Raw genomic sequence first — 23117 nt, 5'->3', positions numbered from 1 at the left:
TTGGTAGGCCTCCCCGGAGTCGAACCGGGCACCAACGGATTATGAGTCCGCTGCTCTAACCAAGCATGAGCTAGAGGCCCAGAAATCGGGACAGTGGCTAGAAGTGATCTCGCCACCCGCTTCAGCGGCGCGGTACCGTGAAGCAGAGTGGCGAGAGGATATTGCTTTTAGTGCAGGTACGTCAAGGCTAGACTACAACAAACAATCAGCTGCTGCCCTCGAGGAAGCTCTTCAGCTTGTCCGAGCGCGACGGGTGACGCAGCTTGCGCAGGGCCTTCGCCTCGATCTGGCGAATCCGCTCACGAGTAACGTCGAACTGCTTGCCCACCTCTTCCAGCGTGTGATCAGTCGACATCTCGATACCGAAGCGCATGCGCAGCACCTTGGCTTCGCGCGGGGTCAGCGAATCCAGCACGTCCTTCACCACACCGCGCATCGAAGCATGCAGCGCAGCATCCGACGGCGCCAGCGTGTTGTTGTCCTCGATGAAGTCGCCCAGATGCGAATCGTCGTCGTCGCCGATCGGCGTCTCCATCGAAATCGGCTCCTTCGCGATCTTCATGATCTTGCGAATCTTGTCTTCCGGCATCTCCATCTTGATGGCGAGGGTGGCCGGATCCGGTTCGGCACCGGTCTCCTGCAGGATCTGGCGCGAGATCCGGTTCATCTTGTTGATCGTCTCGATCATGTGCACCGGAATACGGATGGTGCGCGCCTGGTCCGCGATCGAACGGGTGATGGCCTGGCGGATCCACCACGTCGCATAAGTCGAGAACTTATAACCGCGGCGGTATTCGAACTTGTCCACCGCCTTCATCAGGCCGATGTTGCCTTCCTGGATCAGGTCGAGGAATTGCAGGCCGCGGTTGGTGTACTTCTTGGCGATCGAGATCACCAGGCGCAGGTTGGCCTCGGTCATCTCGCGCTTGGCCTTGCGCGCCTTCATCTCACCGGCCGCCATCTGGCGGTTGATGTTGCGCAGGTCCGGCAGCGGCAGCACGACGCGGGCCTGCAGGTCGATCAGGCGCTGCTGCAGTTCCTTGATGGTCGGGATGTTGCGGCCCAGGATGGCGCTGTAGGCGTGGCCGGCGTTGACTTCGCCGTCGACCCATTCCAGATTCGTCTCGTTGCCCGGAAAGACCTTGATGAAGTGGGCGCGCGGCATGCCGCAGCGGTTCACCGCCACGTCGAGGATCTGCTTCTCGATGTGGCGCACTTCGTCGACCTGGCCGCGCAGGGTGTCGCACAGCTTCTCGACCACCTTGGCCGTGAAGCGGATGCCCAGCAGCTCGTCGGAGATCGCTTCCTGCGCCTTGACGTAGGCTTTCGAGTTGTAGCCGTCCTTCTCGAAGGCCTTGCGCATCTTGTCGAATTGCTGGGCGATGTTGTCGAACTTGCCGAGGGCGGCCTGCTTCAGCGCCTCCAGCTGCTCGGCCGAGTAGCCGGCCGCGCCCGATGCGGCGGCGCCTTCTTCTTCCTCTTCCTCGGCTTCTTCCGCTTCGTCCTCGTCCTCGTCTTCATCGTCGGTCGAGGTCGGGGCGACCGCGGTCGGCGAGGTGTTCTCGTCCTCTTCCGGGTCGACCATGCCGTCGACGATCTCGTCGATCTTGATCTCGTCCTTCTCGATCTTGCTGGCCGCGTCGATGATCTCGGCGATCGTCACCGGGCAGGCCGAGATGGCCTGGATCATGTCCTTCAGGCCGTCTTCGATGCGCTTGGCGATCTCGATTTCGCCTTCGCGGGTCAGCAGCTCGACCGAACCCATTTCGCGCATGTACATGCGGACCGGGTCGGTGGTGCGGCCGAAATCGGAGTCGACGGTCGACAGGGCCGCTTCGGCGGCCGCTTCGGCTTCGTCGTCGCTGGTGACGTTCGGGACGTTGTCGGACAGCAGCAGGGTTTCGGCGTCAGGGGCATGCTCGTAGACGGCAATGCCCATGTCGTTGAAGGTGCCGATGATGCCTTCGATCGCTTCCGGATCGACGATATTGTCCGGCAGGTGGTCGTTGATCTCGGAGTAGGTGAGGAAGCCGCGCTCCTTGCCCGACTTGATCAGGGCCTTGAGCTTGTTGCGGCGGATCTCGAGCTCTTCTTCGCTCGCCTCGGTATCCGAGGAGAACGCGTCTTTCAGCAGCGCTTTTTCCTTCGCCTTGCGGTCCTTGGCCTTGGCCTTGTCCGCGGCTTTCAGTTCGGCGCGCTCGACCGCGTTCAGTGCGGCGATCTCATCGTTCTCGGGCGTGAATTCCTTGGGCTTGCGGCCACGGCGTCCGGGGACCTTGACGGATGGCAGGACGTAACCGGACGTGTCGATGGCAGCCAGTGCGGCCGCATCGGTCGTCGCGTTAACCGGTGCCGGGCTCGCCGTACGAACCTCGGCCTGGTCTTGGCCTTTGTCCACCTTGGCGGACGCTCTCGTGGTTTTTGCAGCCACTTTGGTTTCGGGTTTCTTGGTTGGCACAGGCGCTTTCGAAGTCACAACGACTAACTTTACGATGGTTAAAGATAAAGTTTTATTACCTTACATCACCCTGCAGGCAACGATCTGTTGCCTTGCTAACTGAAACTCCACGCCGCGATTGAAACGAAAAATGGTTTCAACAGTTGCAATAGTTAGCGTTTTATTATAGCACGCACCCCTGTTTTTCCAAGTTGCACAAATGACCACACTTGTGGCCGTTGGCAGGCATTACCGGGGCGTCATTGCAGCAGCATCTTCACGGTCCAGGAGGTCCTGCTGGGCAACGATCTCGCGATAGCGAGTACTCACCTGATCTGGGGACAGGCCGGAAGAAAACAACTGGTTAAGTTCTTGTTTTAAAGCGTCCTTCTTGATTTGGCGCACCGCACTGAGCAGCCAGACGCGATCTGCCTCAAGGTCCGATTCCGGCTCCGCGGCGATTTCCGAGATCAAACTGTCGTATTCTGCCGTCACTTCTTTTAACTGTTGTGACAAGGCGGCGAAAGTCCCGTATTCGCCCAGGCTCTGGGCCAGCTGGACCAGGTGGCGCAAGCCGTCGGCAGCTTCCTGGCCGAAATAGTCGAACGAGGCCTGGGCCGCGTCGTCGAGCAGCTGCGCCAGTTGCGGATGCGACACCAGGATGCGCAGGATCTGCAGTTCCAGCCCGACCGGTTTCGGACGGCCCTGGCGCGGCGGCGCGCGGCGCAGCACCGATACCGGCTTGGACAGTTCGAACAGCGATTCGATCTCGGCCGGCGTCGACTGGGTCAGGTTGGCCAGCCCGCGCACGATCTGCAGGCGCAGGCCCGAGGGCGCCATCGCCTGCAGCAGTGGCTTGGCCTCGAACTGAACGTGGGCCCTGCCCTCCGGCGTATCGAGGTCGTGCTCGGCAGTTACTTCACGCAGCAGGAATTGCGACAGCGGCATCGCATCGATGATTTCCTGCTCGAAGGCCTCGGCGCCGCGCTCGCGCACGAAGCTGTCCGGGTCGTGTTCCTGGGGCAGGAACAGGAACTTGATGGTCTTGTTGTCGCTCACCTGCGGCAGGCAGGCTTCCAGCGCGCGGCGGGCGGCGCGGCGGCCGGCCTTGTCGCCGTCGAAGCTGAAGATCACGTTGTCGGTCTGGCGCAGCAGCTTTTGCACATGGGTGCTGGTGCAGGCGGTGCCGAGCGTGGCGACAGCTTGCGGGAAGCCGAGCTGGGCCAGGGCGACGACGTCCATATAGCCCTCGGTCACCAGCACGTAGCCGGCGTCGCGGATCGCCTGGCGCGCCTCGAACAGGCCGTACAGTTCCAGGCCTTTCTGGAACAGCGGTGTTTCAGGAGAGTTCAGGTATTTCGGTTCACCACCGTCGAGCACGCGGCCGCCGAAGCCGATCACCTGCCCCTTGGTATTGCGGATCGGGAACATCACCCGCTCGCGGAAGCGGTCGTAGCGTTTCTTGTTGTTGCCGTCCTCGTCGACCTTGTCGATCACCAGGCCGGATTCGACCAGCGCCAGCGCGTCGTAGTCGGGGAAGACCGAGCGCAGGTTGTCCCAGCCGGACGGGGCGTAGCCCATGCCGAAGCGGGCGGCGACTTCTCCGGTCAGGCCGCGATTCTTCAGGTAGGCGATGGCGTTGGGCGCTTCGCGCAGCTGGGCGCGGTAATAGGCGCAAGCCTGGTTCAGGGCGTCCGTCATGGCCAGCGACTGGGCCTGCTGGGCGGCGCGCTGCTGGGGCGGGATCTTGTCGTCCTGGTCCGGGACCACCATGCCCACGCCCTGGGCCAGGTCCTTGACGGCGTCGACGAAGCCCATGCCGGAGTATTCGATCAGGAAGCCGATCGAGGTGCCGTGGGCGCCGCAGCCGAAGCAGTGGTAGAACTGCTTGGTCGGGCTGACCGTGAAGCTGGGGGATTTCTCGTTATGGAATGGGCACAGGCCCATGTAGTTGGCCCCGCCCTTTTTCAGCTGGACGTAGCGGCCGACGATGTCGACGATATCGACACGATTGAGCAAATCGGTAATGAAGGATTGCGGAATCACTAGGAGTACTCAGTGTTTGTCTCAACTCAGACTATACCGCAGCGGTGAAGCCAAGTTGATTTATGACAAGGCATCCGTTTGGATGGGGTCGGCTGACAAAGCCGACCACCTGCTTAACGGCGCTCAACGGCAATCATGCGCCGCTCAGCGCCTTCTTCACCAGGCCCGACACCACGGTCATGTCAGCACGGCCCGCCAGCTTCGGCTTGAGCACGCCCATCACCTTGCCCATGTCCTGCGGGCCGGCAGCACCGGTCGAAGCGACTGCCGCAGTCACTTCGGCGGCGATTTCCTCATCCGACAGCCCGGCCGGCATGTAGGCCGACAGGATGACCAGTTCGGCCTTCTCGATGTCGGCCAGGTCGGCGCGGCCACCGGCTTCGAACTGGGTGATCGAATCCTTGCGCTGCTTGATCATCTTCTCGACGATGGCCAGGGTCTGGGTGTCGTCCAGTTCGATCTGTTCGTCGACTTCCTTGCGCTTGATCTCGGCGAGGATCAGGCGAATGGTGGCCAGGCGGGCGCTTTCCTTGGCGCGCATCGCGGCTTTCATGTCCTCGGTGATTTGTGCTTTCAGGCTCATGGATTCTCCGTGTTCGATTGGTATAAACGACAAAACCCGCTGCGGCAATACCGGAGCGGGCTTGTGGACGCTCAGCGACTCGCCGGGACAATCGTCGCCGGGACAAGCCGTCAATGCAGTCTAATTAGTACAGCTTCTTCGGCAGCTGCTGACTGCGGATACGCTTGTAGTGACGCTTCACTGCGGCTGCCAGCTTACGCTTGCGCTCTGCAGTTGGCTTTTCGTAGAACTCGCGAGCGCGCAGTTCGGTCAGCAGACCGGTTTTTTCGATAGTGCGCTTGAAGCGACGCATAGCGACTTCGAACGGCTCGTTTTCTTTAAGGCGGATAGTGGTCATGTAAAAATGAAACCGTTGGATTTAGGAAGAACGAAAGTTTAGCACTATTTGCGGCTCAGTGGAAGATTTTATCAAGCTGTTCTCCAATTGCCACACCGACAGCGACAGCCTCAAACACTGCTGCCGGCCACGTAGCCGGACGCCCATGCCCACTGGAAGTTATAGCCGCCCAGCCAGCCGGTGACGTCGACGGCCTCGCCGATAAAGTACAGGCCCGGCGCCTTGTTCGCCATCATGGTCTGTTGGGACAGTTCGCGCGTGTCCACGCCGCCTAGGGTCACCTCGGCCTTCCTGTAGCCTTCCGAGCCGGTCGGGACGATGGCCCAGCGGTTGATGGCGTCGCCCAGCTTGCGCAGCCTGGCGTCGGCCATGTCGGCCAGGCGCGCGTCCGGCGCGAAGCCGTTGGCGGTCAGGAGGCCTTCGGCCAGGCGCGCCGGCAGCCATTGCGCCAGCACATTGCCCAGCTGCTTCTTGACGGTGGTCTTCGAGGAGATCAGTTCCTCGGCCACGTCCATCTCCGGCAGCAGGTCGACCATGATCGGGGTGCCCGGCTGCCAGTAGCTCGAGATCTGCAGGATCGCCGGACCGGACAGGCCGCGGTGGGTAAACAGCAGGTCTTCGCGGAAATGGCCGTGCTGGGCTCTATTTTTTCCCTTGGCGCTGCCGGTGCTGACTTCCACTTCCAGCGCGATGCCGGCCAGCGGGGCAAAAGCTTCCCAGCTGGGGCCGTCGAAGGTGAGCGGGACCAGGCCCGGACGCGGCTCGACCACCTGCAGGTCGAACTGCCTGGCGATGCGGTAGCCGAGGTCGGTCGCGCCGATCTTCGGGATCGACAGGCCGCCGGTGGCGATCACCAGGCTGTCGCAGGTGACGTCGCCGCCTTCCGCGGTGATGTGGAAACCGGCATCCAGCTTTTCGATGCTGCCGACCTTGCAGGGCATGCGCCAGCTGACCTCGCCCGCCGCGCATTCGGCGCGCAGCATCTGGATGATCTGCTCGGACGAGTCGTCGCAGAACAGCTGGCCCTTGTGCTTCTCGTGGTAAGCGATGCGATACTTTTTGACCAGGGCCAGGAAATCCTGCGGCGTGTAGCGCGACAGCGCGCTGCGGCAGAAATGCGGGTTCTGCGACAGGAAGTTGGCCGGGCCGGCGTTGATGTTGGTGAAATTGCAGCGCCCACCGCCGGAGATGCGGATCTTCTCTGCCAGGCGCGCCGCATGGTCGATCAGTACCACGCGCCTGCCGCGCTGGGCCGCGATTGCCGCGCACATCATGCCGGCGGCGCCCGCGCCGATTACTGCTACGTCGTAGTGTTTTGCCATGCCTTGTTACCGTGCCCTGCGAATCGCCAAACCGGCCATTGTATACGAAGGCATCAGCTGTCGTCAGCCGCTCGCACGTCCAGGTCGCGTCCATTCAGCACGGTTCCATCGCGTGCAATCGAGATGATGTGCATCCCCGTATCCGTCAGCCCGAGCCGCTTGAGCTGCTCCGGCGACACGCGCAGGAAGTACTCGCCCGGGAAAATCCCGGTGATGACGAAATAGCCGTCCGCGGCGCTGCGCATGCTGGCCACCACCTTGCGCGAGGCGTCCACCAGCTCCAGCTGGAGGTCGCCGACCGCCTTGCGCGCCCCTTTCGCATACAGATAAGTGGTCCCGTCCACCTCCCCCGTCAGGTTCACCGCGAACTCCAGCCGGCTGACCTTGCCCGGCCGCGGCACGATGCGCATACCCGGCACCCGCGGCTGCCATTGCGGATCGTCGAGCGTGTTCGGATCGAGGCCGATGTCGGTGTTCCGGTGCGCCGGCAGGCGCGGCAAATAGGCGATGCCGCCGGCGCCGGTGCGCACCGCGTAGTTGGCGCCGTTCACCGTGAAGCCCGCTCCCTGGATGGCTTCGTCCGCGCCGTCCATGATGCCGTTCAGGTCCTTGTCGAGGAACACCCGGATCGAGGCTGCGCCCATGGCGGCCATGGGCTGGGCGTCCGTCATCAGCCGGCTGCTGCGCGGTTCCAGGCCCATGGCCATGAAAAACTGCAGGCCGAGCCCGTAGTCGCCGCGGTTCGCATAGAAAGCGTTCACGCCCAGCCCGTAGTTGCCCAGGCTCTTGTTGAGGCCGCCGAAAGCGCGCAGCTCGCGGTCCTGGAACGAGCGCATCACACCGAGGTTCACTACATAGCCGTCGCTCATGGCGTAGTCGGCCGATACGGCCGCGCTGCCCAGGGCGGCTTCCGGCACGATCGTGTACTGCAGTTGCCCGCTCAGGCCGATGCCGGCCACGCGCCGGCTCAGCTGGAACTGGCCGTCCGCGATCTCCTGCCCGCCGAGCGAAGCCCAGCGCAGGGCATGGGTCAAAGCGATGCCGTCGCGGTAGGCCGAGACCCGCCCCTGCAGGTCGATGTTGCGCGTGCCCGAGGCCAGCCGGTCCTGGCGCAGCTGCAGCGCCACCGGGAAGAAGCGTGCACCGCCCGGCGACACCACGCCTTCGAGCCGCACTTCGTCACGCAGGCGTACCGGGTCGGCCGTCTGGCTGAAAAATTCGCTCTGGAACTTGTCGAGCCGGGTGCGGCTGGCCGACAGCGAGACCATGCCGAGCCGGGTCTTCAGCCCCAGCTGGGCCAGGCGGCCGCCGTCCCGGGCCTTGGCGGCGTCGGCTGTCGCGATGAGGCCGCTCCAGTAGGCGCGCAGGCCGACATTCGCATAGTTGCGGGAACTTCCGTCGGACAGGGGCACGCGCTGCCAGCCCCCGGTGGCGTTGATGCGCTCGCTCACGCCCCATTCGAACTGCGCCAGCGCACGCTCGCGGCCCAGCAGGTCGCGGTGGGCGCCGGCATCATAGTAGAGGGCGCCGCGTGGCACGGCAGACTGCTCCAGCAGGAAGCTCTGGCGCTCGACCCGCAGCTGGCCCAGCGGGCCATGGAAGACCAGCCGGAACTCGTTGGGGCCGTAGGCCAGCGGCAGGTCCTCGAAGCCATACTTGCCGTCCGGGCGCGACTGCTGGAAACCGACCAGGGCCTCGTTGTAGAACAGCTCGACGTCCCAACCCGGCGGCAGCGGGCCCTGCAGGGTGTGGCGGTCGAAGCTGGTCGGCTGGTCGAGCGGACGGTTGCTCACCAGGGCGCCATTGCCGGTCGGGCTGCTGGCCGAGATGTTGGGCATGCCCGGCAGCGGCACGCTGCCGAACAGCGCGGTACGCGCCTGCAGCGGGCCGAGCAGGCCAGCATCCGGATCGTTGCGCCCCAGCGCCAGGCGCAGCCCGCGGGCGGGATCGTGCCGGTTATGGCTGGCGTACAGGGCCGCTTCCATGCCGAGCAGGTCGGTCGTCAGGTAGGCCGTGTAGCCGGCTTCCGCCAGCCTGCTGCCCTTTGTCCTGCTGGTCGAGAGGCCGAGGGTCTGGTCGATGAAGGGGGCCTCGGCCAGCCGGTAGGGCGTGGACAGGCGCGGATAGCCGGGTTCCTGGTAGCCGCCCGGCGAGCCCGGCAGGCCGCCGCGCTCGCGCCGGGCCAGCCTGGCCTGCAAGGGCAGCTGTTCGCGCGGCCTCACCTTGAGCGCCAGGCTGGGCATGTCGAGCTCGAGGTCCACCGGCAGCCAGCGCGCCAGCAGCTTGCTCGCCACATAGATTTCGTCGGCATGCAGCTTGAACTGCGAACGGTCGAGTTCTTCGCGCCGGCCCGCGATCTCGAGCACCCGCCCCGGCACGTCGAGGCTGAAGGCCCGGTCTTCGCTGAGGATGTAGCCGCCGGCCCTGCCCTCGCCCGGCGTCACGCGGATGGCCAGGGTCAGCTGGCGCGCCATTTCGCCGAGCGGCAGGTACACGTCGCGGCCGATCTCGTAGCCGTTGACGGCATCGGACAGGATCTGGTTGCCTAGCCGGACTTCGAGCAGGACCAGGTTGGCTTCGGAGGCCGGCATCGGCGCCGCCTGCGACACGGCAGGCAGGGCGGTCAGCACCACCGGCAGCAAGATCAAGCCGGCGGCCAGGGCGCCGGTACGCAAGGCCCGCACGCTTAAGCTTCGATCGCGCTCAAGGCAGGTTCAGGCTGGCCTGGGCCAGCAGCTTTCCGCCCGCTTCCGGCCGCTCGCGGTAGACCACCTCGAGCGTGCCGCCGGCCAGTTGCGTGCCCTTGGGCAGTTGCAGCGGCAGGACCGCCTGACGCACGCGGTTCGGGGTGTACACGGCGATGCCACCCACCTGGGCCAGCTCTTGCGGCTTGCCGCCGCGCGGGGTGAAGCTGACGCTGACGTCGCCGTACACCGAGCTGGCGCCCTCGCGCTCGAAGCGCAGGGCGAACAGCGGCTTCCTCGCCGCATCCTTCTGCAGCGCCAAACCGGCCAGGCTGACCGTTGCGCCGACGTTCCCGTGGCGCACGATGATCGGCATCGAGGCGCCGACCAGGGCATTCATCATCACGCCGATCTGGCCGCCGGGGGCGCCGCGGTTTTCGATGCTGGTACTGCCTTCGACCTCCGGCAGCTTGTCGAACAGCAGGTGCGAGCGGTACTCGCCCTCGGCCAGGTCGGCCGGTTTGCGCAGCATGATACGCACCGTCTGCGCCGTACCCGGCTGCAGCGTGACCTGGCGCGGCGAATAGCGCAGCATGGCGTCGGCGAAGCGCTCGCCCTCGCCCGGGGTATCGGCCGGCGCGAACTGGCCGGCCTCGCTCATGCGGCGGTTGACCAGCGATATCCGGTAGCTGGCCGGCTTGCTGCCGTTGTTGATCAGTTCGACCTGGGCGGCGCGCAGGTTCTTGTCGAAGACGATGCGGGTCGGGTGCAGCATCAGTTCGGCCTGGGCGGGCCAGGACAGGACCAGCAGCAGCGCCAGGTGGATGCGGCTCACGCGAAGCCTTATGGACGTCAGGGAAAACATGGTGGGGGCTTTACTGGAAATTGACGGTCAAGGGAAACGAGCCGGTATAGGTCCCGGCCGGCTGGTTCGGCGCCACGGTCAGGGTCGCGCCCACCGACAGGGCAGTACCGCCGTTGGGCACCGAGACGATGCTGGCCGGGTTGTTGACGAAGCCGCCGACGGCCATGCTGCTGGCGCCGCTGCTCAGCCGGATGCTGCCATCGGCGGGCAGCGAAATGATGACGGCCTTGTTGTTGCCGCCATTGCTGCTCTTGCCCACATTGAAAGCGGCCTGGCCCACGGTCGGGGAATTCAGCAGCACGACGCTGCCGGTGCGCGAGCGCACCCCAAGCGCGCTGACGGTGATGCTGCCGCCGCCGCCGGCCACGAAGCGGCCGAAATCGAGGCCGCGCGTGTTGCTCAGTACAAGCTGCTGGGCCTGCGCCGCGCCGATCACGGACGGCAGGGCCAGCAGCAGAAGGAGGCGGCAGCGGCGTACCGGCATGGTTCAGGGCTGCGGGGCCGCTGCGACGATGCTTAGTTGTACTCGACGGTCGCGGTGACCGTGCCGGTATAGGTACCGGCCGGCTGGCTGGCGCCGACGCTCAGTTCGCCGCCGACGTAGATCGACTGCGCGCCGGCGGTCAGGGTGCCGGAGGTCACGTTGCCGCTGGTGATCGCGCTGGCCGTCAGGTCGCTGATCCTGGTGAAGGCCATGTTGTTGCCGCCGTCGCTCAGGTTGGCGCTGCCGCCGAGCGCGATCGAGTAAGTCATGCCCGTTTGGCCGACCACGTCGAAGCGGGCCGCGGTGATGGTGCCGCCCATGGCGGTCACGCCGCCGGCGACGGCGCGGGTGCCGTTCGGGCTGATAGTGACGGTGCCGACCGAGGCGCCGGCCGCAAAGCTGCCGAAGGACAGGTCGGCGGCCTTGGTGATCGCGATCGGGGTGACCACGGTGCTGGTCGAGGTGGCGGTGGCGACCGCGGCGACGGCGCTGCCGGCGGCGGCGGCGGCCGCCAGCGCGAGCGCGGCCAGGGTCAGGTGCTTGGTGAAGCGGGAGTGCTTGGTCATTCTGGTCTTCCTTCAGTGTGTGAAGAAGTGGCATCCTGCAAAGCCGGACGAGTCATTATCACGACACCTCACCCCAACGTTACGAATCCAGAAACAATTGCCGTTGTTGTTCAGTATCGTTTTGCAATCTTGCAAGAAAATCCTAAGGCCTTTTTGTGGAAAGTCACTGTTTCTGTCAGCCAACTGCAAGATTTGTTTGTTGCAACAAAACGTTGTCTTGTTCCAACGTTATCGAGGATGCCAAAAGCAGGAAAGCCATCGCAGAGGACGGCTTTCATACGAAAGGAAGACCCGGCCGCGGCCGCGGTCGGGCTAGGGGCCCAAGGGCTAGCTGCGCAGCGCGCGCGCCACGCGCATGCAGTGCGCGGCCTGGGCCGCGATCGGCCCCGGGATGGGAACGTCGCCGCGCAGGGCGGCCGCGATCCAGGCCGCCGTGGTGGCAGCATCGCGCGCTTCCGGCACCTCGGCCAGCTGGTCGGCCGGCGCGTCGCGTTCGACCAGCAGCGTGCGCTGGCCGCCGTGGAACCAGTCGATCTGCTGGGCGCGGTGCGGATTGGCGACGGTTTCGCCTTCGGTGCCGCGCATCAGGAAGGCGTCGCCGCGCTGCGGCGGGGCGGCCGTGCCGAAGTACTCGCCCAAGGTCGCCAGGTATTCCGGATGCGTGTACGAGACCAGGCGCAGCGCCGGGCCGTTGTAGGGCTGCAGGATCTTGACCAGGGTATGCGTGGAGTTGCGTACGCCGAGGATGCGGCGCAGCGACAGCATGCGGGCCAGGCTCGGGGCCAGCCCCTCGATCGGGATGAAGGCGGGGCGGCGGCTGGCCGCCGCCTGCAGGATGTCGGTGCTCGAGCCGGCTTCGGCCAGGCCGAGTTCGGCCAGGATCTCGGCCGTGGTGATGCGGCCCGGATCGCTGCGCACGCCATGCACCAGGGTCGGCACGCCCTCGCGCGCCAGCAGCAGCGCCAGCAGCGGGGTCAGGTTGGCCAGCTTGCGCGCGCCGTTATAGCTCGGGATCAGTACCGGGGCGAACTCGCCCGGCGGGCTCGGCAGCGGCGCGAAGGCGCATTCCGCCGCATCCATGAAGCCGGCCAGTTCCTCCACCGACTCGCCCTTGATGCGCATCGCCAGCAGGATGGCGCCCAGCTCGAGGTCGGACACGCGCCCTTCCAGCATCGCCGCGTAGAGGGCTCTAGCATCCTCGCGCGACATGCTGCGCGCCCCTTTGACGCCGCGGCCGATTTCCTTGATGAAGGGGGCGGCGGCGAATGCTTCGCTTGTCTTGTTCATTGCGCAAGGATACAACGCTTGACCGCAGCATGTGCGCGCCGGCCTGAGTTTTTGGCTGGCCTTGTGCAAGTGCAGCATTTTCGGTCTACACTGGATAGTCCCTCTTGACACTCATGCACCATGATCAACACGCCTGCAATCGAAAATACCAACGTCAGTTCGTTCGCGCAGATGCCGACGCCGAACGAACTCCACGCCACCCTGCCCCTGAGCGACCGCGCCTTCGCCACCGTGATGGGCGGCCGCGAAACCCTGCGCAACATCCTCGACCGCAAGGACAAGCGCCTGTTCGTGGTCGTCGGCCCCTGCTCGATCCACGATCCGGAAGCCGGCCTCGACTATGCGCGCCGCCTCAAGGCGCTGCAGGCGGAAGTCGCCGATACGATGGTGCTGGTGATGCGCGTGTATTTCGAGAAGCCGCGCACGACCACCGGCTGGAAGGGCTATATCAACGACCCCTTCATGGACGACTCCTTCCGCGTCGACGTCGGCATGGAACGCGCGCGCCGCTTCCTGCTCGACGTCTGCGAGCTGGGCCTGCCCACCGCCACCGAAGCGCTCGACCCGATCTCGCCGCAGTACCTGGGCGATTTGATCGCCTGGACCGCCATCGGCGCCAGGACCACCGAATCGCAGACCCACCGCGAGATGTCGTCCGGCCTGTCGACCCCGGTCGGTTTCAAGAACGGCACCGACGGCGACGTCTCCATTGCGGTCAACGCGGTGCTGTCCTCGGCCAACCCGCACGCCTTCCTCGGCATCAATGGCCAGGGCACGGTATCGATCGTGCGCACCAGCGGCAATGCCTACGGCCACGTGGTGCTGCGCGGCGGCGGCGGCCGTCCGAACTACGATTCGGTGTCGGTGGCGATCGCCGAGCAGGCGCTGAAGAAGGCCGGGCTGCCGGCCAACCTGGTGGTGGATTGCTCGCATGCCAACAGCTACAAGAAACCGGACCTGCAGCCGCTCGTGATGTCGGACGTGATCCAGCAGATCAAGCACGGCAACCGCTCGCTGGTCGGCGTGATGATCGAGTCGAACATCGTCAGCGGCGCCCAGGCGATTCCGGAAGACCTGTCGCAGCTGAAGTACGGCTGCTCGGTGACCGACGGCTGCATCGGCTGGGAAGAGACCGAGGCGATGCTGCGCAGTGCGCACAAGGAGTTGCTGCAGCGTCCCTAACCGTCTTTCGTAGCGTGGGCGGCACGTAATCTGGGCCACTGGCCCAGATTACCCCACCCTACTGTAAAATCGCGCTTTTCCCTCCAGCTGTTTCCCCCATGATTGTCCTCGGCGTCGAATCCTCCTGCGATGAAACCGGCCTGGCTCTGTACGACACCGAGCGCGGCCTGCTGTCCCATGCCCTGCATTCGCAGGTGGCCATGCACGAAGAGTATGGCGGCGTGGTGCCGGAACTGGCTTCGCGCGATCACATCCGCCGCGCCCTGCCCTTGCTGGAAGAAGTCATCCAGCGCGCCGGCATCCCGATGGATGCGATCGATGCCATCGCCTACACCCAGGGCCCGGGCCTGGCCGGGGCCCTGCTGGTCGGCTCCTCGGTGGCCTGCTCGCTGGCGCTGGCGCTGGACAAGCCGGTACTGGGAGTGCACCACCTGGAAGGCCATTTGCTGTCGCCGCTGCTGGCCAGCGAACGCCCCGACTTTCCCTTCATCGCCCTGCTGGTCTCGGGCGGCCACACCCAGCTGATGCGGGTGGACGGCGTCGGCCGCTATACGCTGCTGGGCGAGACCCTCGACGACGCCGCCGGCGAAGCCTTCGACAAGTCGGCCAAGCTGCTGGGCCTGGGCTATCCGGGCGGACCGGCGATCTCGCGCCTGGCCGAGTTCGGCGACCCTGCCGCCTATACGCTGCCGCGCCCGATGCTGCATTCGAAGGATTTCAACTTCAGCTTCTCGGGCCTGAAGACCGCCGTGCTTACCGTGGTCAAGAACCACGAAGAGAAGGTGGTCGCGAACATCTGCGAGCAGGACAAGGCCAACATCGCGCGCGGCTTCGTCGACGCCATCGTCGAGGTGCTGACCGCGAAGTGCGTCAACGCCCTGCGCCATACCGGCCTCAAGCGCCTGGTGATCGCCGGCGGCGTCGGCGCCAACCGCCAGCTGCGCGCATCGCTGAATGCGGCCGCGGCCAAGCGCAAGTTCCAGGTCTATTATCCGGAGCTGGAATTCTGCACCGACAACGGCGCCATGATTGCCTTCGCGGGCGCCATGCGTCTCGAGCGCAACCCGGCGCTGGCCCAGCGCGACTATGCGTTCAACGTGCGTCCGCGCTGGCCGCTGGACGAGCTGGAAGCCGCTTAAAACCGTGTTATCAAAATTGAACTTGCTAAGCTGATATCGATCCTACCGTGTGACCGCCGCTAACCAAACAATGGCAATATCCGACGGTTAAGATTTACGGAGGTTAGACGATGCGCGTTGTAAGTTGGAACATTCGTTGGGGTTGTGGCAAGGACGGGCGGATTCGCATCCATGCGATCATCGACGTCCTGCGCCGGCTGAATCCGGACGTAGTGTGCCTGCAAGAAGTAGCGGCCAATCACCCGGAACTGGACGGCGGCGCCACCGCCAACCAGTTCAAGCAGCTGGGTGGCGCTTTCGGCGGCTACCACATGATGGAGCACGCCCCGAGTGAACTCTACAAGAACAACTCGCCCCGCCTGTTCGGCAACCTGATCCTCTCGCGCTACCGCATCTCGCAAGTGCACCGCCACCTGCTGCCCTGGCCGGCCGACCCGGACAAGCCGGCCGGCATGCCGCGCGGGCTGATGGAAACCGTCATCGATGCGCCCAGCGGCAAGCTGCGCCTGATGACCACCCACCTCGAATACTATTCGCCGCTGCAGCGCATGGCGCAGGTGGCGCGCATCCGCGAACTGCACGCCGAGGCCAGTGCCCGTGCGCGCATCTTTCAGCCCGACCCGAACCTCGACGCGCCTTACCAGCTGGGCTTCCGTCCGGCCTCCAGCATCCTCTGCGGCGACTTCAATTTCGCACCGGACTCGAGCGACTACCAGGCCCTGCTGGCGCCGATCGACGGCGCCCCGGCTTTCCTGGATGCCTGGCGTGTCGCCCACGGCGGCGTGGCGCGCGCCCCGACCACCGGCCTGCACGGCTATCCGTGGCCGGACAAGCCCGAATGCTACGACTACTTCTTCGTCACCGACGACCTGGCGTCGCGCGTGGCGACGGTGGAAGTGCAGTCCGAGACCGCGGCCTCGGATCACCAGCCGATCGTACTGGAACTGAATTAAGCCTGCGGCTGTGGGGTTTCGCTGCGCGCCGCGATGTCGCGCAGCGCCTGCTCGAATACTTCGGGCGGCTGGCCGCCCGAGATCAGGTGGCGCTGGTTGATGATGATGGCCGGTACCGAATGGACGCCGGCGCGCTGGAAGAATTGCTCGCGTTCGCGCACTTCCTCGGCATACTCGTCGCTTGCGAGGATGCGTACCGCGGTGTCGCGGTCCAGGCCGACACGCTCGACGGCATTCAGCAGCACGTCATGGTTGCTGGGGTCTTCGCAATGGCTGAAGTAGGCTTCGAACAGGGCCATCTTGAGGTCGCGCTGGCGGCCCTCGTCCTCGGCCCAGGACAGCAGGCGGTGGGCGTCGAAGGTGTTGTAGATGCGGCCGCGCCTTTCCATGTCGAACGTAAAACCGACATCGAGGCCGCGCTGGCGGATCATCTCGCGGCTGTTGGCCTGCTGCTCGGCGGTGGCGCCGTACTTCTCGGTGATGTGCTCGACGATGTCCTGGCCGTCCGGGCCCATGTTCGGGTTCAGTTCGAAAGGCTGGAAATGCAGGTCGGCGCTGAGCTCGTTCTTGACGCGGGCCAGCGCCAGTTCCAGCGAGCTGAGCCCGATCGCGCACCATGGGCACGAGACGTCCGAGACGAAATCGATACGGAATTGCTTGGTCATGACGCCACCTTTCCTGTTCGTTGCGGCACGGGCGTGCCAGGTGGCGTAATGGTAACGCGATTACGGCCTTATTTCTTGGCCGTGCCTTTCGCCTTGCTGCCGATCTTCGACTCTTTTCCGGCAATCAGGTTACCGATATTGCTGCTATGCCGGAACAGCAGCAGCGCGCTCATCGCCGCCACCGCGAACAGGATCTCGTCCGCGCCGAACAGCAGGCCGTAGTAGAAAGGCGCGAAGATCGAGGCGATCAGCGCCGCCAGCGAGGAATAGCGGAAGGCATAGGCCACGATCAGCCAGGTCGCCAGCGTCGCCAGCCCCAGCCACACGTTAATCCCGAGCAGTACACCGAGCGCGGTCGCCACGCCCTTGCCGCCGACGAACTTGAAGAACACCGGCCACAGGTGGCCCAGGAACACGGCAATCGCCACCAGCGCAATCCCGCCGTCATCGAGTCCGTACTGCGGGCCATAGTGAACTGCCAGCCAGACCGCCAGCCAGCCCTTGGCGGCGTCGCCGAGCAGGGTCGCGATCGCGGCCTTCTTGCTGCCGCTGCGCAGCACATTGGTGGCGCCCGGGTTCTTGGAACCATAGGTGCGCGGGTCGGACAGGCCGAAGGCGCGGCTCATCACGACCGCGAAGGAAATCGAGCCGATCAGGTAGGCGGCAATGGTGGCGATCAGGGTATTCATCTCGTCTCTCTGGCGTTTTCTTGTCAGTGCAGATATGCAGGCGCACGGACTATACACCATGCCCTACAGCAAGTCACTCGGCCAGCGCGCACTGTACCGCCCGCGCGCCCAGCACCCCGGTCAGCACCGACGGCGCGATGCCGACCAGGTAGCCGCGACGGCCGCCGTTGATGTAGATCTTGTCCAGGGCCAGCACCGATTCCTCGACGTAGACCGGCATCGCCTTGCGCACGCCGAAGGGCGAAGTGCCGCCGACCTGGAAGCCGGAATGGCGCTGCGCCACCTCCGGCTTGCAGGGCTCGACCGACTTGCAGGGAATCGCCCGCGCCAGGTTCTTGGTCGACACCTTGCAGTCGCCATGCATCAGGACGATCAGCGGGCGCGCCGCCTCATCCTGCATCACCAAGGTCTTGATGACATTGTGCTCAGGCACGCCGAGTTCGCGCGAAGAAACGGCGGTGCCGCCATGTTCCTCATACTCGTAAGGATGTTCGGTAAAAACCACGCCATGCTTGCGCAGGAACTGGGTCGCGGGTGTTTCAGATACGTGCTCTTTCTTGGCCATGCGTGGTACGCTAAATACGAACATAAGGGGTTTCCATTATGCAGGAAGAAATTCGCTTTGCCACCTTCAATACCTTCAACCTGGCCCCGCCCGGCATGCAGTGCTACGAGAACCTGACGCCCTGCACGCAAGAAGAATACGAGGCCAAGCTGGACTGGACCGCGCACCAGATCGACCTGCTCAATGCCGACGTCATCGGCTTCCAGGAGATCTTCTCGCAAGCCACGCTGAGGGAGGTGCTGGCGCGTACCCGCCGCTACCGCGAGGCGGTCCACCTGGGCTTCGATCCCGACCCGGAAGCGCCGCGCCTGACGCCGAGCGTGGCGCTGGTCTCGCGCCTGCCGGTGCTGAGCCACGGGCGCGCCATGGCGATGTTCCCCGACAACGTGGCAATGCCGCCGGGCAGCCGCGACCCGGACCGCTTCACGCGCGCCCCGCTGCACGCCGAGGTCGAACTGGCGCCGGGCATCGTGATCGACGTGGTGGTGGTGCACCTGAAGTCGCGCCGTCCCGACTACCGCAGCAGCGATACCGGCGAAGACCCGAACCTGTATGCCCTGGCCTGCCTGCGCTCGCTGATCCGGCGCGGCACCGAGGCCACCGCGCTGCGCGTGCTGCTGACCGACATGGCGCGCGACAAGCAGCGTCCGCGCATCGTGCTGGGCGACTTCAACGACGTCGCCGATTCGGTGACCACCGAGATCGTGCTGGGCGAAGGCGCACCCCTGGGCGAGCGCATGTTCGACGCCGCGCGCCTGCACATGCATCAGGACAACCTGCGCCACGTCGGCTTCTCGATCGTCCACGAAAGCCGCCACTCGACCATCGACCATATCCTGGTATCGCAGGAGTTCAATCCCCAGCTGCCGGATGCGATCGGCGAAGTGGTGGACGTGGTCTACCTCAATGACCACCTGAACCTCGGGCTGCCGGAGGCCTCAGACCATGGGCAGGTGCTGGCGCGGATCCGGCTGTATCCGCAGGACGGACAGCCGAACGGCAGGCTGGACTGACATGTAGAACAGCGTCGGATCAGTGCGAAGTCGGCTTGAAATCGGGCCGGGCGCTCGCCCCGGCCGCATAAAAACCCTGGTACTCGTCGCAACCGTGCTGGCGCAGGAAGCGTAGCTGCTCCTCGGTTTCCACGCCTTCGGCCACCACGCGCAGGCGCAGGCTGCGCGCCACCGCGATGATCGCCGGGATCAGCGCCGCATCCATCGGATCGTGCTCGATGTCGCTCACGAAGCTGCGGTCGATCTTCAGCTTCGACAGCGGGAAGCGCCGCAGCGACGACAGGCTCGACAGGCCGGTGCCGAAGCGGTCGATGGTCAGCTGCACGCCGCGTTCGCGCAGGACCGCCACCGTGGCGTCGAGTCCGTCGTCGCCGCGCATGATGGCGCCCTCGGTGATTTCCAGGTCGAGCCAGGCCGGCGCCAGCCCCGACTGCGCAAGCGCGGCGTCCACCGTGTCGAGCAGGCGGCCATGCAGGAACTGGATGTCGGACAGGTTCACCGCCACCGTTACCGCATGCCCCGCGTCGCGCCAGGTGCGCGCCTGGGTGCAGGCCTCGACCAGCACCCACTCGCCGATCGGTACGATCAGGCCGCATTCCTCGGCCACCGGCAGGAATTCGTGCGGCAGCAGCAGGCCGCGCTCCGGATGGCGCCAGCGGATCAGGGCTTCCATGCCGACCACCTTGCCGGACCCGACGTCGAGTTCGGGCTGGTACTCGAGCACGAACTCGCCTCGCTCGAGCGCCTGGCGCAGGCGCTTTTCCATGTCGCCGCGCTCGACCATGCGTGCGTTCATCTCGGGACTGAAGAAGCGGAAGCTGCTGCGGCCGTTCTGCTTGGCGTGGTACATGGCCACGTCGGCATGGTGCATCAGGGTGTCGACGTCGACGCCGTCGGTGGGACAGATCGCGACCCCGATCGAGGCCGACAGCGACAAGGCCTGCCCGGCTATGTCGATGGGACGCGAGACCGCCTGCATCACGGCGTCGGCGACGTGCGCCGCCTGGTCGCCCCCGCCGATGTCGGCCAGCAGCACGACGAATTCGTCGCCACCCAGGCGGCTGATGGTGTCGACCCGGCGCACGCAGCCGCGCAGGCGGGTGGCGATTTCGCGCAGCACCGCGTCGCCCGTCTGGTGGCCATTGTTGTCGTTGATGGCCTTGAAGCGGTCGAGGTCGAGGAACAGGACGGCGAAGCTGTCGCGCTGGCGGCGCCAGGTGGCCAGCGCATGGTGCATGCGGTCGAGGAACAGGGCGCGGTTCGGCAGGCCGGTGAGCATGTCGTGCTCGGCCTGGTGGCGCACCTGCGCTTCCACCCGCTTGCGTTCGCTGATGTCGGACAGCATCGCCATGTAGCTGCTGGCTTCGCCGTGCGGGTCGCGGATGGTGCTCAGCGCCACCCAGGCCGTGTAGTGCTCGCCGTTCTTGCGCAGGGCCGGCAGCTCGCCCTGCCAGCGGTCGTGGCCGTCGAGCTGGGACCAGATGGATTCATAGAAGCCCGCCCCCGCTTCGCCCCAGGGCAGGCTGGCCAGGGTCGAGCCGACGATGTCGGCGGCGCTGAAGCCGGTAATGTCGGTGAAGGCCCGGTTGACCGTCTGTACCCGGTACTCGGCATCCATGACGATGATGGCCTCGTGCGCGTTCTCGAACACGCGCGCCGCCTGGACCAGCTCGGCCTCGACCTGCTTGCGCGCGGTGATGTCGACCTCCATGCAGAACACCTGCTGGGTGGCGCCGTCGCGCTTGACGGGAAAGTGGTTGGAATGCAGCCACAGGCGCCGGCCGGCGGCGGTCTCGACTTGCCAGTCGCGCGGCGCCGGTGCGGCGCCGCCCTGCCAGATGTCGGCGATGACGCCGTCGAACTCGGCCTGGCGCTCGAGGTGGGAAACCAGTTCGCGGAAAGGCCGGCCCAGCGCATGGCTGGCCGGAATGCCGAACAGCTGGGCGCAGGCATGATTCCAGAAGCGCACGATGCCGGCCGCATCGGTCGAATGGACGGCGACCGCCGGCGCCATTTCGATCGCGGCGACGAAGCGGTACAGCCAGTCCAGCGCCTGGCGGCCGGGACCGTCAGGCGACATGCCCTCGGGCACGGCAGCCGGCGGCGAGGCGGGCAAGTCGGGCCCGCGCGGCCCACTGGGCCAGCCGGTCGGGTCGCGCGCTTGTTCGCTCACGGAAAGATCCTTTTCAGATGGAAATAGTCATGAATTTCATGACAATCCCATCATTCTTCCCACCTTTCCGACGCGCCGTTTGTGCTCGCGCAAAGGCAAGGCCCGTTTGCATTCCGTCGCGTTTTTCCGCATTCCAGACCCGCCGGCCAACCGCCTGTCGCATGCGGGTGGATCGGGGCGCCGCGTCTGTTTATATTGCCAACATGCGCAAGGAGCTCCACCCTATTGCCAGGACGGAGCCTGAGCGCGAAAAATTCCCCTCCCGGCTTCGCAGGACCTGCCTTCAGGCAGCGTTCTGCGGAGCCGCTTCCTGTTGCGGGTCGCCGTCTTCCTGCCCGGCTTGCGCATCGGGCTGCCCGTCGCGCTTGGTATCCTGCTTGCGCCTGGCCTTTTCTTCCGCCTTGCGCTTCTTCTCGAGTTCACGCTGCCGCTTTTCGTACTGGAAGTTCGTCTTTGCCATGTTTACCTCGTTGCCGGTGGATGTGGGTCGGTGCTGCGTGCTGCGCTTGATGCGAGGCCCATTATGGCCGACTGCGGGCGCAGTGGCTTGAATTAACCACGCGGGTGATGCTGGGCGTGCAGATGCTTGAGGCGCTCGCGCGCAACATGCGTATAGATCTGTGTGGTCGAAATGTCGGCATGCCCCAGCAGCAGTTGTACGACGCGCAAGTCGGCGCCGTGGTTCAGCAGATGGGTGGCGAAGGCGTGGCGCAGCGTGTGGGGCGACAGCGGCCCCTGGATGCCGGCCTTTTGCGCATGCTTCTTGATCAGGATCCAGAACATCTGCCGCGTCATCGCGCCGCCGCGGCCGGTGACGAAGAGCGCGTCGTCGACCTGCCCGTTCAGGATGATGCCGCGCGCATCCTTCAGGTAGCGCTCCAGCCAGAGGCGCGCTTCTGCGCCGAAAGGCACGAGGCGGGTCTTGCTGCCCTTGCCGGTGACGCGCAGCACGCCGTCGTTCAGGCTGACTTCGACCAGCTTCAGGGCCACCAGTTCCGACACCCGCAGCCCGCTCGCATACATCAGCTCGAGCATGGTGCGTTCGCGCAGCCCCAGCGGCGTGGACACGTCCGGCGCCGCGAGCAGGGCCTCGACCTGGCTTTCGCTCAGCGTGTGGACGAAACGGGTCGGCTGCCTGGCCGAGGCCATCTTGAGGCAGGGATCGTGCGGGATCTGGTTGCGGCGCAGCGCCAGTCCGTAGAAGCGCTTGAGCACCGAGAGGCGCCGGTTGGCCGAGCTGGGCCGGGTGTCGGCATGGCGTTCGGCGAAATAGGCAGCGATGTCCTCGGGCTCCACGCCCAGCAGGCTGGGGCGTTGCGGGCGCCTGGCCTGCAGCCAGCCGGCGAACAGCTTCAGGTCGCGGCGGTAGGCGTCGAGCGAATTTTGGGCCAGCCCCTGTTCCAGCCAGAGGGTGTCGCAGAACTCGTCGATCAGTCCCAGATCGATTGCTGCTGCCATGGGGATGCGGTGGCGCCTTCGTGGCGTAGCAGCCAGCGCTTGACCGAGAGGTGGAAGCCGTTTTCGTCGTCCTGGTTCGAGAAGCCGCCCAGCCCGCCGGACGCGGTCACGCGGTGGCAGGGAATGATGAGGGGGAACCAGTTGGCGCCGCAGGCCTGGCCGACCGCGCGCGGGGCCGAGCCGATCAGCTTGGCCACCTGGCCATAGGTCTTGACGTTGCCGCGCGGGATAGCGGAAATCTCGGACCAGACGCGGCGCTGGAAATCGGTGCCGGCATCAAGCAGCGGCAGCTCGAAGCGGAAATCGGGATCCTGCAGGTAGTGCGCGACCTGGCGGGCGGCCTGTTCGGCCACGGCGTTGTCGGCGGCTTTTTCCTCGAACGAGGGCTGCAGATACACCAGTTCGCGCACGCGGCCGTCCGTGGTGCGGATGCCGATGGCGCCAAATGCCGCCGGGACAATGGCGTTGAACAAGGTGCTTGCCTGGTCAGTCTTCATTCTTCCATCTTAACCGCTGGGATGGCGCCCTGCCAGTCCGGCGACCGCGCAGGCGAAAAAAAAGGTTCATCGCACTTTCCCGGGGAACGCATCCTTGATTTTCAGGAAGAAGTAGGATGCGTCTTGAAATCCGTAGGCCATGCGCTTGATGACCTTGATGCGATTGTTGACG

22 protein-coding genes and 1 tRNA gene are annotated in these 23117 nt (G+C 65.4%); 4 read left to right on the top strand and 19 right to left on the bottom strand.

Annotation, left to right across the window (positions count from 1 at the left end):
• Window position 1 precedes the first annotated feature (1 nt).
• The 11 genes from AC56LK_RS24130 to ybiB form a co-directional block, all read right to left on the bottom strand.
• Window positions 2-80: transfer RNA gene (locus AC56LK_RS24130), tRNA-Ile, on the bottom strand.
• A gap of 125 nt (window positions 81-205) precedes the next feature.
• Window positions 206-2398: an RNA polymerase sigma factor RpoD gene (gene rpoD, locus AC56LK_RS24125; RefSeq protein WP_497186991.1), complete on the bottom strand. Its 2193-nt coding sequence runs from the start codon at window positions 2396-2398 to the stop codon at window positions 206-208.
• A gap of 288 nt (window positions 2399-2686) precedes the next feature.
• Window positions 2687-4483 (bottom strand): DNA primase, encoded by a 1797-nt coding sequence (dnaG, locus tag AC56LK_RS24120; RefSeq protein WP_497186990.1) that lies wholly within the window; start codon window positions 4481-4483, stop codon window positions 2687-2689.
• A 133-nt stretch (window positions 4484-4616) separates the two neighbouring features.
• Window positions 4617-5066, bottom strand: coding sequence for a GatB/YqeY domain-containing protein (locus AC56LK_RS24115; RefSeq protein ID WP_497186989.1), 450 nt, complete (start codon window positions 5064-5066; stop codon window positions 4617-4619).
• A 124-nt stretch (window positions 5067-5190) separates the two neighbouring features.
• On the bottom strand, window positions 5191-5403 hold the full coding sequence (gene rpsU / locus AC56LK_RS24110) for a 30S ribosomal protein S21 (RefSeq protein WP_005665410.1): 213 nt from the start codon (window positions 5401-5403) through the stop codon (window positions 5191-5193).
• A 110-nt stretch (window positions 5404-5513) separates the two neighbouring features.
• Entirely contained in the window at window positions 5514-6725 is a 1212-nt protein-coding gene (locus AC56LK_RS24105) for a BaiN/RdsA family NAD(P)/FAD-dependent oxidoreductase (protein ID WP_497186988.1), read from the bottom strand.
• Window positions 6726-6778: 53 nt separating this feature from the next.
• Window positions 6779-9409 carry a carboxypeptidase-like regulatory domain-containing protein gene (locus tag AC56LK_RS24100; RefSeq protein ID WP_497186987.1) on the bottom strand — a complete coding sequence of 877 codons (2631 nt, stop codon included), beginning with the start codon at window positions 9407-9409 and terminating at the stop codon, window positions 6779-6781.
• 19 nt (window positions 9410-9428) lie between these two features.
• Window positions 9429-10244 carry a fimbrial biogenesis chaperone gene (locus AC56LK_RS24095; protein WP_497186986.1) on the bottom strand — a complete coding sequence of 272 codons (816 nt, stop codon included), beginning with the start codon at window positions 10242-10244 and terminating at the stop codon, window positions 9429-9431.
• A 40-nt stretch (window positions 10245-10284) separates the two neighbouring features.
• Window positions 10285-10758, bottom strand: coding sequence for a DUF4402 domain-containing protein (locus AC56LK_RS24090; RefSeq protein WP_497186985.1), 474 nt, complete (start codon window positions 10756-10758; stop codon window positions 10285-10287).
• Between the two features lie 32 nt (window positions 10759-10790).
• Window positions 10791-11324, bottom strand: coding sequence for a DUF4402 domain-containing protein (locus AC56LK_RS24085; RefSeq protein WP_497186984.1), 534 nt, complete (start codon window positions 11322-11324; stop codon window positions 10791-10793).
• A 327-nt stretch (window positions 11325-11651) separates the two neighbouring features.
• On the bottom strand, window positions 11652-12611 hold the full coding sequence (gene ybiB / locus AC56LK_RS24080) for a DNA-binding protein YbiB (RefSeq protein ID WP_497186983.1): 960 nt from the start codon (window positions 12609-12611) through the stop codon (window positions 11652-11654).
• A 123-nt stretch (window positions 12612-12734) separates the two neighbouring features.
• Here ybiB and AC56LK_RS24075 point away from each other — a divergent pair, with 123 nt between their 5' ends.
• The 3 genes from AC56LK_RS24075 (at window position 12735) to AC56LK_RS24065 (ending at window position 15885) form a co-directional block, all read left to right on the top strand.
• Window positions 12735-13793 (top strand): 3-deoxy-7-phosphoheptulonate synthase, encoded by a 1059-nt coding sequence (locus AC56LK_RS24075; RefSeq protein ID WP_497187008.1) that lies wholly within the window; start codon window positions 12735-12737, stop codon window positions 13791-13793.
• 98 nt (window positions 13794-13891) lie between these two features.
• Complete coding sequence (gene tsaD, locus AC56LK_RS24070; RefSeq protein WP_497186982.1) at window positions 13892-14932, top strand: tRNA (adenosine(37)-N6)-threonylcarbamoyltransferase complex transferase subunit TsaD; 1041 nt, start codon at window positions 13892-13894, stop codon at window positions 14930-14932.
• 110 nt (window positions 14933-15042) lie between these two features.
• Window positions 15043-15885: an endonuclease/exonuclease/phosphatase family protein gene (locus AC56LK_RS24065; RefSeq protein WP_497186981.1), complete on the top strand. Its 843-nt coding sequence runs from the start codon at window positions 15043-15045 to the stop codon at window positions 15883-15885.
• Here the strand turns inward: AC56LK_RS24065 and AC56LK_RS24060 are convergent.
• The 3 genes from AC56LK_RS24060 to AC56LK_RS24050 all read right to left on the bottom strand — a co-directional run bounded on the left by AC56LK_RS24060 (window position 15882) and on the right by AC56LK_RS24050 (window position 17804).
• The gene (locus tag AC56LK_RS24060; RefSeq protein ID WP_497186980.1) at window positions 15882-16550 is read right to left on the bottom strand and encodes a DsbA family oxidoreductase; all 669 of its coding nucleotides are present in this window, start codon (window positions 16548-16550) and stop codon (window positions 15882-15884) included. The two genes, AC56LK_RS24065 and AC56LK_RS24060, sit on opposite strands and share 4 nt — an antisense overlap.
• Before the next feature lie 68 nt (window positions 16551-16618).
• Window positions 16619-17239, bottom strand: a complete 621-nt coding sequence (gene plsY, locus AC56LK_RS24055; RefSeq protein WP_497186979.1) for a glycerol-3-phosphate 1-O-acyltransferase PlsY — start codon at window positions 17237-17239, stop codon at window positions 16619-16621.
• A 73-nt stretch (window positions 17240-17312) separates the two neighbouring features.
• A complete protein-coding gene (locus AC56LK_RS24050) occupies window positions 17313-17804 on the bottom strand; it encodes an aminoacyl-tRNA deacylase (protein WP_497187007.1) in 492 nt (163 codons plus the stop codon).
• 38 nt (window positions 17805-17842) lie between these two features.
• Between AC56LK_RS24050 and AC56LK_RS24045 the strand changes: the two genes are divergently transcribed.
• A complete protein-coding gene (locus tag AC56LK_RS24045) occupies window positions 17843-18817 on the top strand; it encodes an endonuclease/exonuclease/phosphatase family protein (protein WP_497186978.1) in 975 nt (324 codons plus the stop codon).
• Between the two features lie 19 nt (window positions 18818-18836).
• Here the strand turns inward: AC56LK_RS24045 and AC56LK_RS24040 are convergent, their stop codons facing one another.
• From AC56LK_RS24040 to AC56LK_RS24020, 5 genes are all read right to left on the bottom strand, one after another.
• Window positions 18837-20990 carry a putative bifunctional diguanylate cyclase/phosphodiesterase gene (locus AC56LK_RS24040; RefSeq protein WP_497186977.1) on the bottom strand — a complete coding sequence of 718 codons (2154 nt, stop codon included), beginning with the start codon at window positions 20988-20990 and terminating at the stop codon, window positions 18837-18839.
• Window positions 20991-21273: 283 nt separating this feature from the next.
• A complete protein-coding gene (locus tag AC56LK_RS24035; protein WP_497186976.1) occupies window positions 21274-21450 on the bottom strand; it encodes a hypothetical protein in 177 nt (58 codons plus the stop codon).
• A gap of 92 nt (window positions 21451-21542) precedes the next feature.
• On the bottom strand, window positions 21543-22448 hold the full coding sequence (gene xerD, locus AC56LK_RS24030) for a site-specific tyrosine recombinase XerD (RefSeq protein WP_497186975.1): 906 nt from the start codon (window positions 22446-22448) through the stop codon (window positions 21543-21545).
• Window positions 22421-22945: a methylated-DNA--[protein]-cysteine S-methyltransferase gene (locus AC56LK_RS24025; RefSeq protein ID WP_497186974.1), complete on the bottom strand. Its 525-nt coding sequence runs from the start codon at window positions 22943-22945 to the stop codon at window positions 22421-22423. The genes xerD and AC56LK_RS24025 overlap by 28 nt, the downstream gene beginning before the upstream one ends.
• Before the next feature lie 66 nt (window positions 22946-23011).
• On the bottom strand, window positions 23012-23117 hold a 106-nt coding region (locus tag AC56LK_RS24020; RefSeq protein ID WP_497184834.1), incomplete at its 5' end, for a transposase.

Source organism: Telluria sp. ZB4P36, from assembly GCF_059685865.1.
The sequence above is the reverse complement of the archived record's forward strand: the minus strand, read 5'-3'. Positions and strand labels throughout refer to the sequence as shown.